Annotated in this window: 14 protein-coding genes; 12 read left to right on the top strand and 2 right to left on the bottom strand. The window is 69.7% G+C overall.

All coding sequences use genetic code 11. From position 1 onward, the window contains the following. Position 1: 1 nt before the first annotated feature. Entirely contained in the window at positions 2–1195 is a 1194-nt protein-coding gene (locus tag CFB35_RS33005; RefSeq protein WP_059577745.1) for a DNA-binding transcriptional regulator, read from the bottom strand. A gap of 261 nt (positions 1196–1456) precedes the next feature. Between CFB35_RS33005 and xylA the strand changes: the two genes are divergently transcribed. The 12 genes from xylA (at position 1457) to CFB35_RS32945 (ending at position 15952) form a co-directional block, all read left to right on the top strand. Continuing rightward, on the top strand, positions 1457–2779 hold the full coding sequence (gene xylA / locus CFB35_RS32995) for a xylose isomerase (protein WP_059578027.1): 1323 nt from the start codon (positions 1457–1459) through the stop codon (positions 2777–2779). A gap of 4 nt (positions 2780–2783) precedes the next feature. After that, positions 2784–4262 carry a xylulokinase gene (gene xylB, locus CFB35_RS32990; RefSeq protein WP_059577748.1) on the top strand — a complete coding sequence of 493 codons (1479 nt, stop codon included), beginning with the start codon at positions 2784–2786 and terminating at the stop codon, positions 4260–4262. Between the two features lie 109 nt (positions 4263–4371). Then, positions 4372–5400: a D-xylose ABC transporter substrate-binding protein gene (xylF, locus tag CFB35_RS32985; protein WP_059577750.1), complete on the top strand. Its 1029-nt coding sequence runs from the start codon at positions 4372–4374 to the stop codon at positions 5398–5400. 66 nt (positions 5401–5466) lie between these two features. Beyond that, a complete protein-coding gene (gene xylG / locus CFB35_RS32980) occupies positions 5467–7026 on the top strand; it encodes a D-xylose ABC transporter ATP-binding protein (RefSeq protein ID WP_059577752.1) in 1560 nt (519 codons plus the stop codon). Further along, entirely contained in the window at positions 7023–8222 is a 1200-nt protein-coding gene (locus CFB35_RS32975; RefSeq protein WP_059577755.1) for a sugar ABC transporter permease, read from the top strand. The genes xylG and CFB35_RS32975 overlap by 4 nt, the downstream gene beginning before the upstream one ends. 37 nt (positions 8223–8259) lie before the next feature. Then, a complete protein-coding gene (locus CFB35_RS35195) occupies positions 8260–8433 on the top strand; it encodes a hypothetical protein (protein ID WP_179231828.1) in 174 nt (57 codons plus the stop codon). Positions 8434–8681: 248 nt separating this feature from the next. Next, positions 8682–10169: a HAMP domain-containing sensor histidine kinase gene (locus CFB35_RS32970; protein WP_059578030.1), complete on the top strand. Its 1488-nt coding sequence runs from the start codon at positions 8682–8684 to the stop codon at positions 10167–10169. Continuing rightward, complete coding sequence (locus CFB35_RS32965; protein WP_059577757.1) at positions 10151–11527, top strand: sigma-54 dependent transcriptional regulator; 1377 nt, start codon at positions 10151–10153, stop codon at positions 11525–11527. The genes CFB35_RS32970 and CFB35_RS32965 overlap by 19 nt, the downstream gene beginning before the upstream one ends. Before the next feature lie 648 nt (positions 11528–12175). Beyond that, complete coding sequence (locus CFB35_RS32960) at positions 12176–12793, top strand: hypothetical protein (protein WP_226094203.1); 618 nt, start codon at positions 12176–12178, stop codon at positions 12791–12793. A 43-nt stretch (positions 12794–12836) separates the two neighbouring features. Then, a complete protein-coding gene (locus tag CFB35_RS32955) occupies positions 12837–13382 on the top strand; it encodes a hypothetical protein (protein WP_059577760.1) in 546 nt (181 codons plus the stop codon). A gap of 13 nt (positions 13383–13395) precedes the next feature. Next, positions 13396–14661: an MFS transporter gene (locus CFB35_RS32950; protein ID WP_081066640.1), complete on the top strand. Its 1266-nt coding sequence runs from the start codon at positions 13396–13398 to the stop codon at positions 14659–14661. 37 nt (positions 14662–14698) lie between these two features. Then, on the top strand, positions 14699–15952 hold the full coding sequence (locus tag CFB35_RS32945) for an arsenic transporter (protein WP_059577761.1): 1254 nt from the start codon (positions 14699–14701) through the stop codon (positions 15950–15952). 36 nt (positions 15953–15988) lie between these two features. On the opposite strand, the gene CFB35_RS32940 is transcribed toward CFB35_RS32945, so the two are convergent. Beyond that, the gene (locus tag CFB35_RS32940) at positions 15989–18094 is read right to left on the bottom strand and encodes a TonB-dependent siderophore receptor (RefSeq protein WP_059577764.1); all 2106 of its coding nucleotides are present in this window, start codon (positions 18092–18094) and stop codon (positions 15989–15991) included. Positions 18095–18116 lie beyond the last annotated feature (22 nt).

Raw genomic sequence — 18116 nt, 5'->3', positions numbered from 1 at the left:
GTCAGTTCGTGGCGGCCGCGCGTTCCTGATATTCGCGCGGCGTGCAGCCGAGTTCGCGCCGGAACACCGCGTACATGTATTGCAGCGACGTGAAACCGCAACGGATCGCGACTTCGGCGCTCGACGCCTGCCGGCCGGCAAGCAGCGCCTGCGCGGCTTCGAGCTTGTGGCGCAGGATCTCCTGGTGCACGGTGCGCTGCAGTTCGCGCCGGAAGTGCTCCTCGAGCAGCGAGCGCGACACGCCGACATAGTCGGCGACCTGTTCGGTCTTGATCCCCTGGCACGCGTACTGGCGGATGAAATGCCGCGCGCGCATCACGTGCGGGCTCGCCAGCGGCTGGTGGCGCGTCGATTCGAGCACGTTGATGCCGACCGGCGGCACGAGAATGCGCTGCCCGGGAAAGCGTGCGCCGCGCAGCATCCGGTGCAGCAGATGCGCGGCGGTGCGGCCCATTTCCTCGGTGCCCTGGATGACCGACGACAGCGGAATGCGCGTCAGCGTGCGCGTGAGCGGATCGTTGTCGATGCCGATGATCGCGACCTGTTCCGGCACCGCGATGCCGGCGATCAGGCAGGCCTGCAACAGATGCCGCGCGCGTGCATCGGTCACCGCGATCACGCCGACGGGCTTCGGCAGCGCATGCAGCCAGCCGATCAGTTGCTCGATCGCGTGATTCCAGCCCGACGCGCTCGTCGACAGCCCGCGATAGATCGGCGCGTCGAGCCCGTCCGCGCGCGCGAGCCGGTCGAACGCGAGCTCGCGCTGCTGCGCCCAGCGGTTCTCCTGCGCGACCGGCAGGCTGTACATCGCGAAGTGCGCGAGCCCCGCGCCGATCAGGTGCGTATACGCGAGCGACACGAGCTTCGCGTTGTCCGTCGCAATATATGGGACATCGTCCGGGTATTGCGCCGGGTCCTCGTACGACGAGCCGATCGCGACGATCGGCAGCGGCGAGCCGGCGAGCGCGTCGGCGACGGCCGGATCGTCGAAGTCGGCGATGATGCCGTCGCCGTCGAAACGCTCGATGCCGGTGAGCCGGCAGCGGAAATCGTCTTCGAGGAACAGGTCCCACACGACGCGCGTCGTGTGCAGGTACTGGCCGATGCCGCTGATGATCTCGCGGTCGTAGACCTTGTTCGCGTTGAACAGCAGCGCGATGCGGTGCGGTGTCTGGGCGGAAGGGGCGCGTGTCATCTGGGTGTCGGGGCGCGCCTTGCGGGCGCGGTGCCATTGTCTCCGGGGCGCGCCCGGGACGGCGGCGCGCGGGTTGGTGTACGGCGATTGTAGGACGGAACGCGCGCCGCACGCAGCGGCTGGCAAGAAACATCAAGCGTGCTGCGCAATTTCGCAATTGCCGGGCGGCAGGCGCGGGGGCACGATCCAGCCAACCGAATTCGGCCGCGTGCGTCGTCGCGATGCACGTTGCGCCGCAACAAGAACCTGCACGGAGACGCCATGTCGTATTTCGAACACATTCCCGCGATTCGCTACGAAGGCCCGCGGTCGGACAACCCGCTCGCCTATCACCACTACGACCCCGAGCGGCGCGTGCTGGGCAAGACGCTCGCCGAGCATCTGCGGATCGCGGTGTGCTACTGGCACACGTTCGTGTGGCCGGGCCACGACATCTTCGGGCAGGCCGCGTTCCAGCGGCCGTGGCAGCAGCCGGGCGACGCGCTCGAGCGCGCGCGGCAGAAGGCCGATGCGGCGTTCGAGTTCTTCACGAAGCTCGGCACGCCGTTCTATACGTTCCACGACACCGACGTCGCGCCGGAAGGCGACAGCCTGCGCGAATACGCGGCCAATTTCGCGCGCATGGTCGACTATCTCGGCGAGCGCCAACAGGCGAGCGGCGTGCGGCTGCTGTGGGGCACCGCGAACCTGTTCTCGCACCCGCGCTTCGCGGCCGGCGCCGCGACGAACCCGAACCCCGACGTGTTCGCGTGGGCCGCGACCCAGGTGTGCCATGCGCTCGACGCGACCCACCGGCTCGGCGGCGAAAACTACGTGCTGTGGGGCGGCCGCGAAGGCTACGAAACGCTGCTCAATACCGACCTGAAGCGCGAACGCGAGCAGTTCGCGCGCTTTTTGTCGATGGTCGTCGAGCACAAGCACCGGATCGGCTTCAAGGGCGCGCTGCTGATCGAGCCGAAGCCGCAGGAGCCGACCAAGCACCAGTACGACTACGACGTCGCCACCGTGCACGGCTTCCTCGTGCAGTACGGATTGCAGAACGAGATCCGCGTGAACATCGAGGCGAATCACGCGACGCTCGCGGGCCATTCGTTCCATCACGAGATCGCGAACGCATTCGCGCTCGGCGTGTTCGGCAGCGTCGACGCGAACCGCGGCGATCCGCAGAACGGCTGGGACACCGACCAGTTCCCGAACAGCGTCGAGGAACTGACGCTCGCGTTCTACGAGATCCTGCGCCACGGCGGCTTCACGACCGGCGGGATGAACTTCGACTCGAAGGTGCGGCGCCAGAGCATCGACCCGGAAGACCTGTTCTACGGTCACGTCGGCGCGATCGACGTGCTCGCGCTCGCGCTCGAACGCGCGGCGGTGCTGGTCGAGAACGACCGGCTCGACGCGCTGCGCCGGCAGCGCTACGCGCAGTGGGACGACGCGTTCGGCCGCAAGATCCTGTCGGGCGGCTATACGCTGGAGTCGCTCGCGGCCGACGCGCTCGCGCGCGGCGTCGACCCGCGGCACGTGAGCGGCGCGCAGGAGCGGCTCGAGAACATCGTGAACCAGGCGATCTACGGGCTGCGCTGACGCCATGTACATCGGACTCGATCTCGGCACGTCCGGCGTGAAGGCGGTGCTGCTCGACCGCGACGGCGCGGTGCGCGCGAGCGCGAACCGCCCGCTGACGGTGAGCCGGCCGCAGCCGCGCTGGTCCGAACAGGCGCCGCGCGACTGGTGGGACGCCGCATGCGGCGCGCTCGCCGCGCTCGTGGCGGATGCACGCGCGGCCGGCATCGACCCGCGCGACATCCACGCACTCGGGTTGACCGGGCAGATGCACGGCGCGACGCTGCTGGATGCGCATGGCGACGTGCTGCGCCCCGCGATCTTGTGGAACGACGGCCGGGCGGACGCCGAGTGCGAGGAGCTCGAACGGCTCGCGCCCGCGCTGCGCACGGTGGCCGGCAACGTCGCGATGCCGGGCTTCACGGCGCCCAAGCTGCTGTGGGTGCGTCGGCACGAACCCGACGTGTTCGCGCGCATCGCGTACGTGCTGCTGCCGAAGGATTATCTGCGCTACCGGCTGACCGGCGCGTTCGCGACCGATCCGTCGGATGCCGCGGGCACGTTGTGGCTCGACGTCGCGAAGCGCGACTACGACGATACGCTGCTCGCCGCGTGCGGGCTGTCGCGCACGCAGATGCCGGCCGTGTTCGAGGGCAACGCGGTGACCGGCACGCTGCTGCCGGCCGTCGCGCGCGCGCTCGGATTGCGCGAGATTCCGGTGGTGGCCGGCGGCGGCGACAACGCGGCCGGCGCGGTGGGCGTCGGGATCGTGCGGCCCGGCGACGCGCTGCTGTCGCTCGGCACGTCGGGCGTGTATTTCGCGGTGTCGGACGGGTTCCGCGCGAATCCCGAATCGGCGGTGCACAGCTTCTGTCATGCGCTGCCCGATACGTGGCACCTGATGTCCGTGATGCTGAACGCGGCCGGCTGCATCGACTTCACCGCGCAACTGGCCGGTTACGACGGCGTCGCGGCGCTGCTCGACGATGCGCAGACGAACGCACGCGAGAGCCGCCCGTGGTTCCTGCCGTACCTGAGCGGCGAGCGCACGCCGCACAACGACGTGAACGCGAAGGGCGTGTTCTACGGGCTCACGCCCGACACGCGGCGCGCGGATCTCGCGAACGCGACGCTCGAAGGCGTGGGCTTCGCGCTGCTCGACGGCATCGACGCGCTGCATGCGGCCGGGCTCGCGCCCGACAGCATAACGGTGATCGGCGGCGGCTCGCGCAGCGCGTACTGGACGCAGATGCTTGCCGACCTGAGCGGCCGTGCGCTGACGCTGCGCGCGGGCGGCGAGATCGGGCCGGCGCTGGGCGCCGCGCGCCTCGCCCGTCTCGCGCTCGAACCGGATGCGGCGCTTGCCGACGTGTGCCCGCAGCCGAGCGTCGTCGCGGTGCGCGAGCCCGATGCCGGGCGGCACGCGTGGTATCGCGACGTGCGGCGGCCGACGTTTCGCGCGCTGTACCGTGCGCTCGAACCGGTATTCGCGACGGGCGCCTGACCGGCGGTGCGCCGGCGCGGACCCGCGCGCGGCAGTGACTCGATGCGGGCGGTGCAATCCGGCGGCCGCCCGCGGTTCGTGAGGTGGTTCCATAACAAGGAGTGGAGACATGAAATCCGTGACGCGTCGTACCGTACTGAATTCCCTTGCCGGCGCCGCCGCGCTGGCGGTGTTCGCGTTGGGCACGCCGCTCGCGCACGCGAGCAAGGACAAGCCCGAGATCGGCTTCTGCATCGACGACTTGCGCGTCGAGCGCTGGTCGCGCGACCGCGACTATTTCGTTGCAGCCGCAACCAAGCTCGGCGCGAAGGTGTCGGTGCAGTCGGCCGATGCGAGCGAGGCGCGGCAGATTTCCCAGATCGAGAACCTGATCTCGCGCGGCGTCGACGTGATCGTGATCGTGCCGTTCAACTCGAAGACGCTCGGCAACGTCGTCGCCGAAGCGCGCAAGGCCGGCATCAAGGTCGTGTCGTACGACCGCCTGATTCTCGACGCGGACGTCGACGCGTATATCTCGTTCGACAACGAGAAGGTCGGCGAGCTGCAGGCGCAGGGCGTGTTCGACGCGAAGCCGAAGGGCAACTACTTCCTGCTGGGCGGCGCGCCGACCGACAACAACGCGAAGATGCTGCGCGAAGGGCAACTGAAGGTGCTGAAGCCGGCGATCGACCGCGGCGACATCAAGGTCGTCGGTCAGCAGTGGGTGCCCGAGTGGAGCGCGTCGACCGCGCTGCGGATCGTCGAGGACGCGCTGACCGCGAACAACAACAAGATCGACGCGATCGTCGCGTCGAACGACGGCACGGCCGGCGGCGCGATCCAGGCGCTCGCCGCGCAGCATCTGGCCGGCAAGGTGCCGGTGTCCGGGCAGGATGCGGACCTGGCCGCGGTCAAGCGCGTGATCGCCGGCACGCAGACGATGACCGTCTACAAGCCGCTGAAGCTGATCGCGAGCGAAGCCGCGAAGCTTGCCGTCGATCTCGCGAAGGGGACGAAGCCCGCGTTCAACGCGCAATACGACAACGGGAAGAAGAAGGTCGATACGGTGCTGCTGCAGCCGACGCTGTTGACCAAGCGCAACGTCGACGTCGTCGTGAAGGACGGCTTCTATACCCAGGCCCAGCTGGCGAGCCAGTAAGCGGGCGACGGACGCGACGCGCGGCCGCCGCGACGGCGGCCGCGTTTACTGCGAGGCAATGAACGAATGACGGAACCCTTGCTGACGATGCGCGGCATCGTCAAGGCCTTCGACGGCGTGAAGGCGCTCGACGGCATCGACCTGAGCGTGCGCCCCGGCGAATGCGTCGGGCTGTGCGGCGAGAACGGCGCCGGCAAGTCGACGCTGATGAAGGTGCTGTCGGGCGTGTACCCGCACGGCACGTGGGACGGCGAGATCCGCTGGGAAGGCGCGCCGCTCGTCGCGTCCGGCGTGCGCGATACCGAGCGCGCGGGCATCGTGATCATCCACCAGGAGCTGATGCTCGTGCCCGAGCTGTCGGTCGCCGAGAACATCTTCCTCGGCAACGAGATCACGCTGCCGGGCGGGCGCATGCATTACGCGGAAATGGTGCGACGCTCTGAAGCGCTGCTGCGCGAGCTGCGGATCGACGCGATCAACGTCGCGCAGCCGGTGATGAACTACGGCGGCGGCCACCAGCAACTGATCGAAATCGCGAAGGCGCTGAACAAGCGCGCGAAGCTGCTGATCCTCGACGAGCCGTCGTCGTCGCTGAGCGCGTCGGAAACGCGCATCCTGCTCGACATCGTGCGGGACCTGAAGCGGCGCGGCGTCGCGTGCGTCTACATCTCGCACAAGCTCGACGAGATCGACGCGGTGTGCGACACCGTGACCGTGATCCGCGACGGCCGCCACGTCGCGACCGAACCGATGGCCGCGCTGACCACCGACCGGATCATCGCGATGATGGTCGGCCGCGAGATCCGCGACCTGTATCCGCGCGAGCCGCACGAGATCGGCGACGTCGTGCTCGACGTGCATCACGTCACCTGCCACGACGTGACGAATCCGCGCCGCAAGCGTGTCGACGACGTGTCGTTCAGCGTGCGGCGCGGCGAGATACTCGGCGTTGCCGGGCTGGTCGGCGCGGGCCGCACCGAGCTGATGCAGGCGATTTTCGGTGCGTATCCGGGCGACTGCACGGCGAGCGTGCGGATGAACGGCCGGCCGCTCGCGATCCGCTCGCCGGCCGATGCGATCCGTGCGGGTATCGCGATGGTGCCGGAGGACCGCAAGCGCCACGGGATCGTGCCGCAGCTCGGCGTCGGCCACAACATCACGCTGGCGGTGCTGCGCCGGTTCGCCGCGCGCGGCCGGATCGACGCGGCCGCCGAACTCGACGCGATCCGCACCGAGATGCAGCGGCTGTCGGTGCGTGCCGCGCATCCGTTCCTGCCGATCGCGAGCCTGTCCGGCGGCAATCAGCAGAAGGCGGTCCTGGCCAGGATGCTGCTGGCCGACCCGCAGGTATTGATTCTCGACGAGCCGACCCGCGGCGTCGACGTCGGCGCGAAGGCGGAGATCTACCGGCTGATCTTCGCGCTCGCGAAGCGCGGCGTCGCGCTGATCGTCGTGTCGTCGGAGCTGCCGGAAGTGCTCGGGCTCGCCGATCGCGTGCTCGTGATCGGCGAGGGCGAGCTGCGCGGCGACTTCGTCAACGACGGCCTCACGCAGGAACAGATTCTCGGCGCCGCGCTGACGCCCGCGCGGCGTCCGGCCGAACCCATTGCAGCGAGCACGACATGAACACCGAACTTTCGTCTTCCCGGCCCGTGTCGCCGGACACCGATACGCGCGTCGCGCGCGGCCATCCGCTGCGACGCATCTTCGTGCGCTACAAAATCCTTGCGCTGCTGTTCGCGGTGGCCGCGATCTGGGCGTTCTTCTCGGTGCTGACGGACGGTGCGTTCGTCACGCCGCGCAACCTGTCGAACCTGCTGCGGCAGATGTCGATCACCGGCATGCTCGCCTGCGGGATGGTGTTCGTCATCATCGCCGGCGAGATCGACCTGTCGGTCGGCTCGCTGCTCGGGCTGCTCGGCGGCGTCGCCGCGATCCTCGACGTCAACCGCCACTGGCCGGTGGCGGCGACGGTCCCGGCCGTGCTCGCGCTCGGCGTGCTGATCGGGCTCTTCAACGGCTGGTGGTCGACCTATCGGCGCGTGCCGTCGTTCATCGTCGGGCTCGGCGGGATGCTCGCGTTCCGCGGCATCCTGCTCGGCGTCACGGGCGGCTCGACGATCGCGCCGGTGTCGGACGGCTTCGTGTTCATCGGGCAGGGCTATCTGCCGCGCGTGGCGGGGGACGGCCTCGCGGTCCTGCTGTTCGCGCTCGCGGCGCTGCTGGTGGTGCGGCAGCGCGGCACGCGGCATCGCTACCGGCTCGCGGTCGCGCCGCTGTGGCAGGACGTCGCGAAGATCGTCGGCGCCGGCGCCGTGCTGTTCGCCTTCGTCGCGACGCTCGACCGCTACGGCGGCATTCCGGTGCCGGTGCTGCTGCTGCTCGCGTTGCTCGGCGTGTTCTCGTGGATCGCGACGCAGACGGTATTCGGCCGGCGCATCTATGCGGTGGGCTCGAACCTGGAGGCCACGCGGCTGTCGGGCGTGGACACCGATCGCGTGAAACTCGCGATCTTCGCGCTGATGGGGCTGATGTGCGCGTTTGCCGGCCTCGTGAACACGGCGCGGCTCGCGGCCGGGTCGCCGTCCGCCGGCACGATGGGCGAGCTCGACGCGATCGCCGCGTGCTTCATCGGCGGCACGTCGATGCGCGGCGGATCGGGCACGGTGTACGGCGCGCTGATCGGTGCACTCGTGATGGCGAGCCTCGACAACGGGATGTCGATGCTCGACGTCGACGCGTACTGGCAGATGATCGTCAAGGGCGCGGTGCTGGTGCTGGCGGTGTGGATCGACGTGGTGTCGCGGTCGAGCCGGCGGTGACGGGCCGGCCGGTCGCGTGCCGGAAAAGGGGAGGACCATGGAACGAAACACGATGCGCGTGCCGGGTGTTTCCGTGCGGCCGGCCGGGCCGTTCGCGATGCGCATCGCCGACCAGTGCGGCCGTTCCCCGCCCGACGCGGCCGACTTCGCGCCGACCGACATCATTCGGCTGGCGCGCATCGTCGAGCGGATCAAGCGGGACGGCGCGTAGAAGCGCGCGGCCGTATCCGCGGGTGCGCGCCGACGGCCGCGCGTGACGTCGATGGTGCGGCCGTTCGGCAGCACGATCGACGCGTTTCTCTCTCCCTGGCGGCTCGGTCCCACCGCGAACAACCGGATCGGGCGCTCCTCGTTCGAGGCCGATCCGGCGGCTCGCCCCGTACGATGCATGGCGGCCGTGGCGGCTTCACGTCGCATGCAATACGCTATGCTGTCGTCCTCGACCGCCAGCCTGATCCGATGAAGCGTCCGTCGTTTTCCACCCAACTCGTCATGCTCTGGGCACTCGTCGCGGCGCTGTGCGCGACGCTGGTCGCGGTCGTCTGGGTCACGGCGAGCTCCGCCGAGAGTCAGCAGGTGGCCGGCGCGAAGGCCGCCGGCGCGTCGGCGTGCGAAGCGGTCGCGTCGCGTTACGGCGCTTCCGCGTCGGCGGGCGCCGAGCCTGCCCCCGAACTGATGCACGCGATCCTCGACATCGTGCTCTCGCGTGCCGCGGACATGGAGGGCGGGTTCTGGATGCCCGGCGCCGCGCCTGCCGCGAGCGGCTTTCTCGCGTATTCGTTTCCCACTTATCAGGGCAGCGGCGTCAAACGCGACGTTCCGGAAGCGGAAACGCCGCTGATCCTCCGCACGCTGCGAGCCGCGGCCGCGACGCATGCCGCGACCGCGAACGTCGTCGAAGGCGCGCAGGACGCCGTGATCGCGGCGGCGTGTCCGGTGCGCGGTGGATCGGGGCTGTACGTGTGGATGCTGACACGCGCGCGCCCGCCGCTGGGCCGGCACGGGGAATTGCTGGCAACGGGGCTCGCCGCCGTGCTCGCGGTGATTCTCGCGATCGCGGCGGCGCTGGCCGTGGCGCTGCGCCGATGGAAGCGCAATCTCGCACGGATCGAGAGCGGGCTGGGGCCCGACGGTCGCGAGCATCACCTGCCGTACGTCGGCGAACCCGATCTCGACCGCGTCATCGATGCGTTCAACGAGCGGGCGCGGCGCGCCGACCTGCTGCAACAGCAGGCCGCCGAGCTCCGCACGCGCCTCGCGCAGGCCGAACGCTTCGGGATGCTGGGCAAACTGGCCGCGCAGGTCGCGCACGAGATTCGCAATCCGATGGGTGCGATGCGGCTGAAGGCGGAAAACGCGCTGGCCGGCGACAGCCGGCGGCAGCAGGATGCGCTGCGCGTGATCCTCGCGCAGATCGAGCGCATCGATGCGCAGTTGTCGAGCCTGCTCGCGCTGACGCAGCCGGTGCGTCCGCATGCGACGCGTGTCGACGTCGACGCGTGGCTCGCGCAGGTCGTCGACGCGCACCGCGAGCTGGCGCAGCGGCAGGCGATCGACTTGACGCTGTCGCTCGCGGGGCAGGGCGAACGGCTCGCGTGGCCGTCGGATTTTCCCGCCTTCGATCCCGACCAGATGCGGCGCGCGCTCGACAATCTGCTGCTCAACGCGCTGCACCACGCGGGCGCGGGCGGCGCGGTCACGCTCGCGGCCGAACGATATCCGTTCGCCGGGCGCGACTGGTTGCGCATCACCGTGTCGGACAGCGGCCCCGGCGTGCCGGCCGCGCAGCGCGAGCGGATTTTCGAGCCGTTCGTGACCGGGCGCGCGGACGGAACGGGCCTCGGTCTCGCCGTCGTCCGCGAAGTGGCGGCGGCGCACGGCGGGCAGGCGCGGCTCGACGAGGGCGCCGCATTCGTGATTGAAATTCCATGGCAAACATCCTCATAGTCGACGACGACGCGGCATTTCGCGACGGCCTCGCCGAAACGCTGGCCGATCTCGGCCATCGGGCCGTCGAGGCCGCATCCGGCCGGGCCGCGCTGAGCGCGCTGCGCGACGGCGGCAACATCGAATGCGTCTTTCTGGATTTCCGCCTGCCGGACCTGGACGGGCTGGCCGTGCTGGCGCAATTGCGCGACGATCCCGCCCTGGCCGCGATGCCGGTCGTCATGCTGACGGCCCACGCGACCAGCGACAACACGATCGAAGCGATGCGGCTCGGCGCATTCGATCATCTGACGAAGCCGATCGGGCGCCGGGACATCGCGCAACTGCTCGAACGCATCGTGTCGGCGAATCAGCCGCCCGCGCTCGCGCCGGTGGAAGGCGGTTTCGCGGGCGAACCTTCGGCGGACCGGCCGCGACTGCTCGGCGTGAGCGCCGCGATGCGCGACGTGCAAAAGCAGGTCGGCCGGGCCGCGATGAGCGACGCGACCGTGCTCGTGACCGGCGAGACGGGTACGGGCAAGGAAGTGGCGGCCCGCGTACTGCATGCCGCATCGGCACGGCACGCGGGGCCGTTCGTCGCCGTCAACTGCGCGGCCATCCCGGCCGACCTGCTCGAAAGCGAGTTGTTCGGGCATCGTCGCGGCGCGTTCACGGGCGCGCATGCCGATCGCGCGGGGCGCCTCGTCGAGGCCGACGGCGGGACGCTCTTTCTCGACGAGATCGGCGACATGCCCGCCGCGATGCAGGCCAAGCTGCTGCGCGCGCTGCAGGAGCGCCAGGTGACGCCGCTCGGCGCGGATCGAGCGACGGCGATCGACATTCGCGTCGTGGCCGCGACGCACCGCGACCTCGCCGCGGCCGTCGCGAACGGTACGTTCCGCGAAGATCTCTTCTATCGGCTGAACGTCATTCCGCTGCACCTGCCGCCGCTCGCCGATCGCGTGGCCGACATTCTTCCGCTCGCCGCGCATTTCCTGGGTAGCGCGGCTGGCATGCGGCCGTTGCACCTGACGAACGACGCGCAACGGGCGTTGCTCGATCACCGCTGGCCGGGCAATGTCCGCGAACTGCGCAACGTGATGGAGCGCGCGGCCGCGCTCGCTCCCGGGCCGGCCGTCAGTGCGGCCGATCTCGGCCTGCCCGCCGTGCCCGCGCGCCAGCCGGGCGCCGATGCGGTGCCGGCGCACCTGCTCGACATGCCGTTGCCCGATGCGCTGGCGACGGTCGAGCGCGCGGCGATCCTGCGTGCGCTCGAGCGCGCGAACGGCAATCGCGCGGAAGCCGCGAGGCAGCTCGGGATCGGCCGCCAGTCGCTCTATGCGCGCATGGCGAATCTCGGGATCGAGCGCGACGACTAGGGCGTGTTCACGCTAATAACGGGCTTGCGAACGTGCCTTTCCGCCCGTCCCCCAAGGGGACTTCCTTTGGGCGCGTGCAAGGAGTAAGGAGCGCCGTTTGGCCGTGCCAAACAAGCGACGCACGACGCCGCAATGTGGGCGGAAAGGCACGTTCCCCTGTCTGAAAAATGCATTCGTGGGGCTGGCCCCCAGAAGGGCCGATCGCTGCGTCATGCTCCTCGCGAATACGTCGAGTATTCGCTTCGTCGCAATCCTCGCGCTCGGCCCTTCTGGGGGCCAGCGCAAGCCCGTTATTAGCGTGAAAACGCCCTAGGCGTCGAGTCGCGCGGTTTCCACTGTCGGAATGGCCGACAGCCGGTGAAGCCACGTGTCGGAAAACCCGACACGTTGGGCGTACGTCGGCGCTCGGCGCACGGCCGCGCGGTGCGTCGCGGGTTGGCACGGGTATTGCGGATATCGATGCATCGCAACCCGTCGCCGGAACCCGTCATGAAGCCGTACCCGCCTGTCGTTCGATCGCGGCCGCGAGGCCGCGCCGCCGTTCGCCGTTCGTCTCGCATGCTCTGCGCCGCCGCGTTCGTTGCCGTCGCAACGGTCAGCGTGGCGCAGGTGCCGCCGGCACCGCGCGCGCAAGACCCGGCCGGCGCCATGCCGCCTCCGCCTCCGTCCGGGCCGCGTGCGCTTTTGCCCGTCGGGCCCGGCAACGACACCGGATCGGATGCGCTGGTTTCCGGCACGCTGTCGCGCCTGACGATCAATCCGGAAGGGACCGTCGACGGCTTCGTGCTGACCGACGGCACGCTCGTCCGTCTGCCGCCGCATCTCGGTTCGCAACTGGCTGCGCTCGTGCGGTCGGGCGAGCGTGTCACGGTGGCCGGCGAACGGCGCTTCGACGATGAAATCCATGCACGCGTCGTCCGCAACGACGGCACCGGCGCGTCGCTGTCCGATCAGCCGCCCGCGCCCGTCGCGCCCGTGCCTGCCATGCTGCGCGGCGTCAACCTCGCGCGCCTGAGCGTGTCCGGCGTCGTGCGCCGCGTGACGCACGCGCCGCGCGGCGAGCCGGACGGCGTGATGCTCGACGGCGGCGCGATCGTCAAGCTGACCGTGCCGGCCGCCCGGCAATTCGGCGCGCTGCTTGCGCCCGGGGAGCGCGTGGCCGCGATCGGCTACGGCACGCGCAACGCATACGGCGAAGCGCTGCAGGCCACGGCGTTCGGCGCGCCGGGCCATGTCGTGAATCTCTATGACGATGTCGCGCGCTGAAACGCGCGGCGCCGTTCCGCAATCCATCGAAAGGAGTCCTGTCATGCACTGGATCGATCCCGCCTGCCTCCCCGAAACGCGCGGCCGCGTCACGCAGTTCCTGCTCGATCCGCACGGAGAAATCGACGGCCTGATCCTGAACGGCGACCTGCAGGTTCACGTGCCGCCGCATCTGGGCCGCGAACTGGTGCGCCATGTCGCGGTCGGCGACCGCATCCGCGTGCGGGGCGTCAAACCGCGTCGCGCGGCGATGATCGCGGCCGTGCAACTGACCGGGCGTGGCGGCGTCGACATCGTCGACGCCGGGCCCGAGCACGCTGTCCCGAAGCCGCCGCGACCGGCTCGACGGCCGATGGAATTCAGTGGAGAAGTCGCGTTCGGGCTGTACGGCCCGAAAGGCGAGTTGAACGGCGCGTTGCTGACGAGCGGCGTCGCGTTGCGTCTGCCGCCGCATGCGGCGGCAGCATTGCACGACTACCTGCAGGCCGGCATCCATGTGCAGGCGTGGGGGCACGGCGTCGTCACGCCGCACGGCGCGACGCTCGACGTGAGCGACATTGCCGAGCTCGTCGATGCGGATGTCGCATGACCGTGCGGCGACCGTGAGACCGGCACGCGCGCTCGAAGCGCTCAATTTCTTCCTGGCCGACGTGCAGGCCGGCATCGGTCCGTTCATCGGCGTCATCCTGCTGTCGCGCGGCTGGGGCGCCGATGCGATCGGCACGGTCATGACGCTGGCCGGGCTCGCCGCGATGGCCGCGACACCGTTGGCCGGCGCGCTCGTCGATGCGGTGCGCGCGAAGCGGGCGCTGATCGTCGTGGCGACCGCGGTGACGGCGCTTGCGTCGCTGGCGCTGATGTTCGTGCGCGGCTATCCGGCGGTGGCGGTGTCGCAGATCCTGGCGGCGGTCGGCGGCGCGGTGCTCGCGCCCGCGGTCGCGGGCGTGACGCTCGGCATCGTGCGTCGGCAGGGTTTCGACCGGCAGTTCGGGCGCAACCAGATGGCGAACCATGCCGGCAACGTCGCCGGCGCGGCGCTCGCGGGGTGGCTCGGCTGGCATGTCGGATTCGACGCGGTGTTCGCGCTCGTCGCCGTGTTCACGGTCCTTGCGGTTGGGAGCACGTTGGCGATTCCCGGGCACGCAATCGATCATGCTTGCGCACGTGGTCTCGAGCCTGATGGCCGCGCGCCGGGAACGGATGCTGCGCATCCGCATGCGTTGGACGCGGCGTCGACGTCGCGCGTCGGCGGCCTGCGCACGCTCGCCGAAAACCGGCCGCTGGTACTGCTCGGCGCGTCGCTCGCGCTGTTTCATCTCGGCAACGCCGCGATGCTGCCGCTCTACGGGATGGGCGTCGTCGTCACGCATCGCAGCAACGCGAGCGCGTTCACCGCGCAGACCATCGTCATCGCGCAGTGCGTGATGATCGCGGCGGCCTGGCTCGCGCCCCGGCTGATTCGCGCGCACGGCTACTGGCGCGTGCTGCTGTTCTCGTACCTCGTGCTGCCGGTGCGCGGGGCGGTCGCCGCGGCGTGGATGAGCGAAGCGGGTGTATGGCCGGTGCAGATGCTCGACGGCATCGGCGCCGGCCTGCAAAGCGTGGTCGTGCCCGCGCTCGTCGTTCGCCTGCTGCATGGCTCCGGCCGCGTGAACGCCGGGCAGGGCGCCGTCGCGACCGCGCAGGGGATCGGCGCGGCGCTCAGCCCCGTGCTCGGCGGCGTGCTCGCGCAGCACTTCGGCTATCCGGTCGCGTTCGTCGTACTGGGCGCCGTGTCGACGGGCTCGCTCGCGCTGTGGCTCGGTCATGCGCGATCGCTGAGCGGCGCGTGCGGCAAGCCCGCCGATCTATCGGCGACATCATCGTGAAAGCGATTTCGATTTCCATGCCTGTGTCGACTTGCCCATGAATCCTGTTTCGCTTGCCTGGCTGATTTCCGCGCTCGCCACCGCGGGCGTCATCACGCGTCCGTTCGGTTGGCCCGAGGCCACGTGGGCCGTGAGCGGCGCGCTGCTGCTGGTCGCGTTGAACCTGTTGCCCGTCGCGCAGGCGCTGGACGCCGTCGCGAAAGGGGGCGACGTCTACCTGTTCCTGACGGGCATGATGCTGTTGTCCGAGGCGGCCCGCCGCGAGGGGCTGTTCGACTGGGTCGCGACGCGCGTCGTCAATCTCGCGCAGGGCTCGCCGCGGCGATTGTTCGCGCTGATCTACGGGGTCGGTGTCGTCACCACGGTGTTCCTGTCGAACGATGCGACCGCCGTCGTGCTGACGCCCGCGGTTCTTGCCGCCGCGCGCCGCGCGAAAGCCGACCCGATGCCGCTGCTGTACAGCTGCGCGCTCGTCGCCAATGCCGCGAGTTTCGTTTTGCCGATTTCGAATCCGGCGAACCTGGTGCTGTACGGCGCGCACATGCCGGCGCTCGGCGTATGGCTCGCGCATTTCGCGGCGCCGTCCGTCGCGTCGATCGCCGGTACGTTCGTGATGCTGAGGATCGTGCAGCGACGGGCGCTTGCCGGCCGCTGCGAATCCGGGCTGCCGGTGCAGCCGCTGACGGGCGGCGGGCGCATCGCGCTCGCGGGCATCGCGGCAACGGCCGTCGCGCTGATGGCGGTGTCGGTCCTCGATCGCCCGCTCGGGTTGCCGACCGCGCTGGCGGGTGTCGTCACGGTCGCATGCGTGGTGATGCGGGATCGCGCGGCGTGCGTGCCGATCGTTCGCGCGATTTCATGGAGCGTGCTGCCGCTCGTCGCGGGGTTGTTCGTCGTCGTCGAGACGCTCGACCGGACCGGCGCGGTGCGCGTACTGGCGGGGCTGCTGCACGCGTTGATGCAAAGCGGAGAGCACATTGCCGCCGCCGCGGCCGGCGTCGCGGTCGCGCTCGTGTCGAACGGGGTCAACAACCTGCCTGCCGGGCTGATCGCGAGCTCGACGATCCAGGCTGCGCACAGCCCGCAAACGGTGATCGATGCGATTCTGATCGGCGTGGATCTCGGCCCGAACCTGTCGATCACCGGATCGCTCGCGACGATCCTGTGGCTGGCGGCGATCCGGCGCGAAGGGTTGCAGGTCGGTTTCCGCGCATTTCTCGCGATCGGCGCGTGCGTGATGCCGCCTGCGTTGCTGCTCGCGCTGGGCGCGCGATTCGTGGTCGGCGGCTGACGCGCGATGCGCGTCGCGTCAGCCGTCCTGGTCGTGCTAGAACGAGTAGGCGAGCGACGCGAACAGGCTGCGCGGCGCGCCCGGCGTGACCCACAGGCTGTTGTACGAGCTGACGTACGTGGTGCGATTGAACAGGTTGTTCAGCACGACCGACGCACGCAGGTGCTTGTTGACCTGAAGATAGCCGTTGAGCTGCACGGTCGCGTAGGCCGGCAGTTCGAAGCCGTCCTGCGTGTTGGCCGTGTTGCCGGCCCGGCGCCCGACGTAGATCACGCCGGCGCCGGCGCCGGCCTTGTCCGCGAACGGCAGGGTCGTCTCGTACATCAGCAGTGCGCTGCCGCTCAGCCGCGGTACGTCGACGAGGCGCGAACCGGGCGCGAGCACGGTGTCGCGCGTGACCTCCGCATCGACGTACGCGAGATTGGCGATGCCGCGCAAGCCGTGTCCGAGGTCGCCGCTCCATTCGAATTCGATGCCGCGGCTGCGCACTTCGCCGGCCGCGCGCGAGAAGCCGGCATTCGCCGGATCGGCGGTGAGCACGTTGCGCTTGGTCACGTAGAACGCCGAGACGGTCGTGAGCGAGCGCGCGCCGGCCCATTTCGCGCCGGCTTCGTAGCCGTGGCCCTTTTCGGGATCGAACGCGTTGCCGCCGACGTCGGCGCCGTTGTTCGGCCGGAACGAATACGCGGTGTTCGCATACAGCGACAACGCGGGGCTCATTTCATACACGACGCCGAGACGCGGGCTCACCGCGGTCTGCAACTGGCTCGTCGTCACGCCCTTCAGGCGGTTGTCGATCGACTGGTGGAAGCGATCCCAGCGCAGCCCGGCCAGGATTTTCCAGTGCGGCCCGAACGCGAGCGTGTCCTGCGCGTAGACGCCTTGACCGTCGTCGCGTTCGAGCAGGTTGGTCGCGGTGCGCGGCGTCGGCGCGGGCTGGCCGTAGACCGGATCGAAGATGTCGATCGCATACGGCGCCGCGGCGCTCGGCGTGGAGCGCGTGACGAACTGATCGTAGTTGAAGCGGTACGCATCGACGCCCATCACGAGCGTATGGCCGATGCCGCCCGTGCGGAACGCGCCGGTCGTCTCGAGGCGGCCTTGCAGGTCGTTCGAATGAAACGCGACTTGCCGGTAGCGGCGCCACAGCGTGCGGCCGTCCGGCTGCAATGCGAACGCTTCGGACGAGCGTCCCGACAGGTCGGTGTTGCGTTGCGCGACGCCCGCGTTGATCGACCAGCCTGAATCGATGCGATGCTCGAGCGTGAACTGGTGGCCCGTGTTGCGCACGTCATAGTCGCCGTCGCGCGGCTCGCCGAGAAAACGCGACGCGGGGATCACGCCGAGCTGCCCGTTGACCGCCAGCACGCCGCGATCGAGCGGCGCGCGCTGACGCGCACTCTCGAATTCGTAGTGCAGTGTTGTGTCCGCGCCGATGTCCCAGGTGAACGACGGCGAGAACAGGTAGCGTTTGCTTGACACCGTGTCGCGAAAGCTGCCGTTGTTCTCGTTCATCGCGACGAAGCGGTACGCCAGCGATTTCGTGACGGGGCCGGTCGAATCGAGCGTCTGGCGCAATGCGCCGTAGCTGCCGGCCGACACGCCGATGGTGTTCGCGCGGGTGAACTGCGGCTGCTTCGTCGTATAGCTGATGATCCCGCCCGGATCGCCGCGGCCATACAGTGCGGACGCCGGCCCCTTGAGCACTTCCATGCGCTCGAGGTTCACGGTGTCGCGCGGCACGCTCATGCCGCGATTCCACGAAAAGCCGTTGACCAGGTAGTCGGTGCCGGACGTGTTGCCGTCGCCGGCGAAGCCGCGCACCGCGTAGTTGTCCCACAGGCCGCCGAAGTTGTTCTGGCGCGAGACGCCCGCGACCCAGTCGTAAAGATCGTCGCCGCGCGTCGCGGCCACGGTCTGGATCAGCTTCGTATCGACGCTGCTGACCGCGAACGGAATCTCCATCACGTCCGCCTCGCTGCGCGTCGCGCTCGTCGATTCGCGCGTGCGGAACGGCGCCGTCGCGCGTTGCGCGGACACCTCGATGGTCGGCAGCGCCGTTTCCTGCGCGTCGGCGGCGCCCATGCCGGCCGTGCCGACGACGATGGCCATCGGTGCGGCCGCCCAGTTCCTCCTGCTCATACTCCTCCCTTTTGATGTGCTT

It is taken from the genome of Burkholderia sp. AU16482 (assembly GCF_002223285.1).
In the GTDB taxonomy this organism is placed as follows: domain Bacteria; phylum Pseudomonadota; class Gammaproteobacteria; order Burkholderiales; family Burkholderiaceae; genus Burkholderia; species Burkholderia semiarida.
This window is presented reverse-complemented; position numbering and strand designations above follow the sequence as displayed.

Coding starts and splice junctions, on each gene's coding strand:
- CFB35_RS33005 (WP_059577745.1), bottom strand. CDS start 1,195: ATGACACGCGCCCCTTCCGCCCAGACACCGCACCGCATCGCGCTGCTG.
- xylA (WP_059578027.1), top strand. CDS start 1,457: ATGTCGTATTTCGAACACATTCCCGCGATTCGCTACGAAGGCCCGCGG.
- xylB (WP_059577748.1), top strand. CDS start 2,784: ATGTACATCGGACTCGATCTCGGCACGTCCGGCGTGAAGGCGGTGCTG.
- xylF (WP_059577750.1), top strand. CDS start 4,372: ATGAAATCCGTGACGCGTCGTACCGTACTGAATTCCCTTGCCGGCGCC.
- xylG (WP_059577752.1), top strand. CDS start 5,467: ATGACGGAACCCTTGCTGACGATGCGCGGCATCGTCAAGGCCTTCGAC.
- CFB35_RS32975 (WP_059577755.1), top strand. CDS start 7,023: ATGAACACCGAACTTTCGTCTTCCCGGCCCGTGTCGCCGGACACCGAT.
- CFB35_RS35195 (WP_179231828.1), top strand. CDS start 8,260: ATGGAACGAAACACGATGCGCGTGCCGGGTGTTTCCGTGCGGCCGGCC.
- CFB35_RS32970 (WP_059578030.1), top strand. CDS start 8,682: ATGAAGCGTCCGTCGTTTTCCACCCAACTCGTCATGCTCTGGGCACTC.
- CFB35_RS32965 (WP_059577757.1), top strand. CDS start 10,151: ATGGCAAACATCCTCATAGTCGACGACGACGCGGCATTTCGCGACGGC.
- CFB35_RS32960 (WP_226094203.1), top strand. CDS start 12,176: ATGCCGCCTCCGCCTCCGTCCGGGCCGCGTGCGCTTTTGCCCGTCGGG.
- CFB35_RS32955 (WP_059577760.1), top strand. CDS start 12,837: ATGCACTGGATCGATCCCGCCTGCCTCCCCGAAACGCGCGGCCGCGTC.
- CFB35_RS32945 (WP_059577761.1), top strand. CDS start 14,699: ATGAATCCTGTTTCGCTTGCCTGGCTGATTTCCGCGCTCGCCACCGCG.
- CFB35_RS32940 (WP_059577764.1), bottom strand. CDS start 18,094: ATGAGCAGGAGGAACTGGGCGGCCGCACCGATGGCCATCGTCGTCGGC.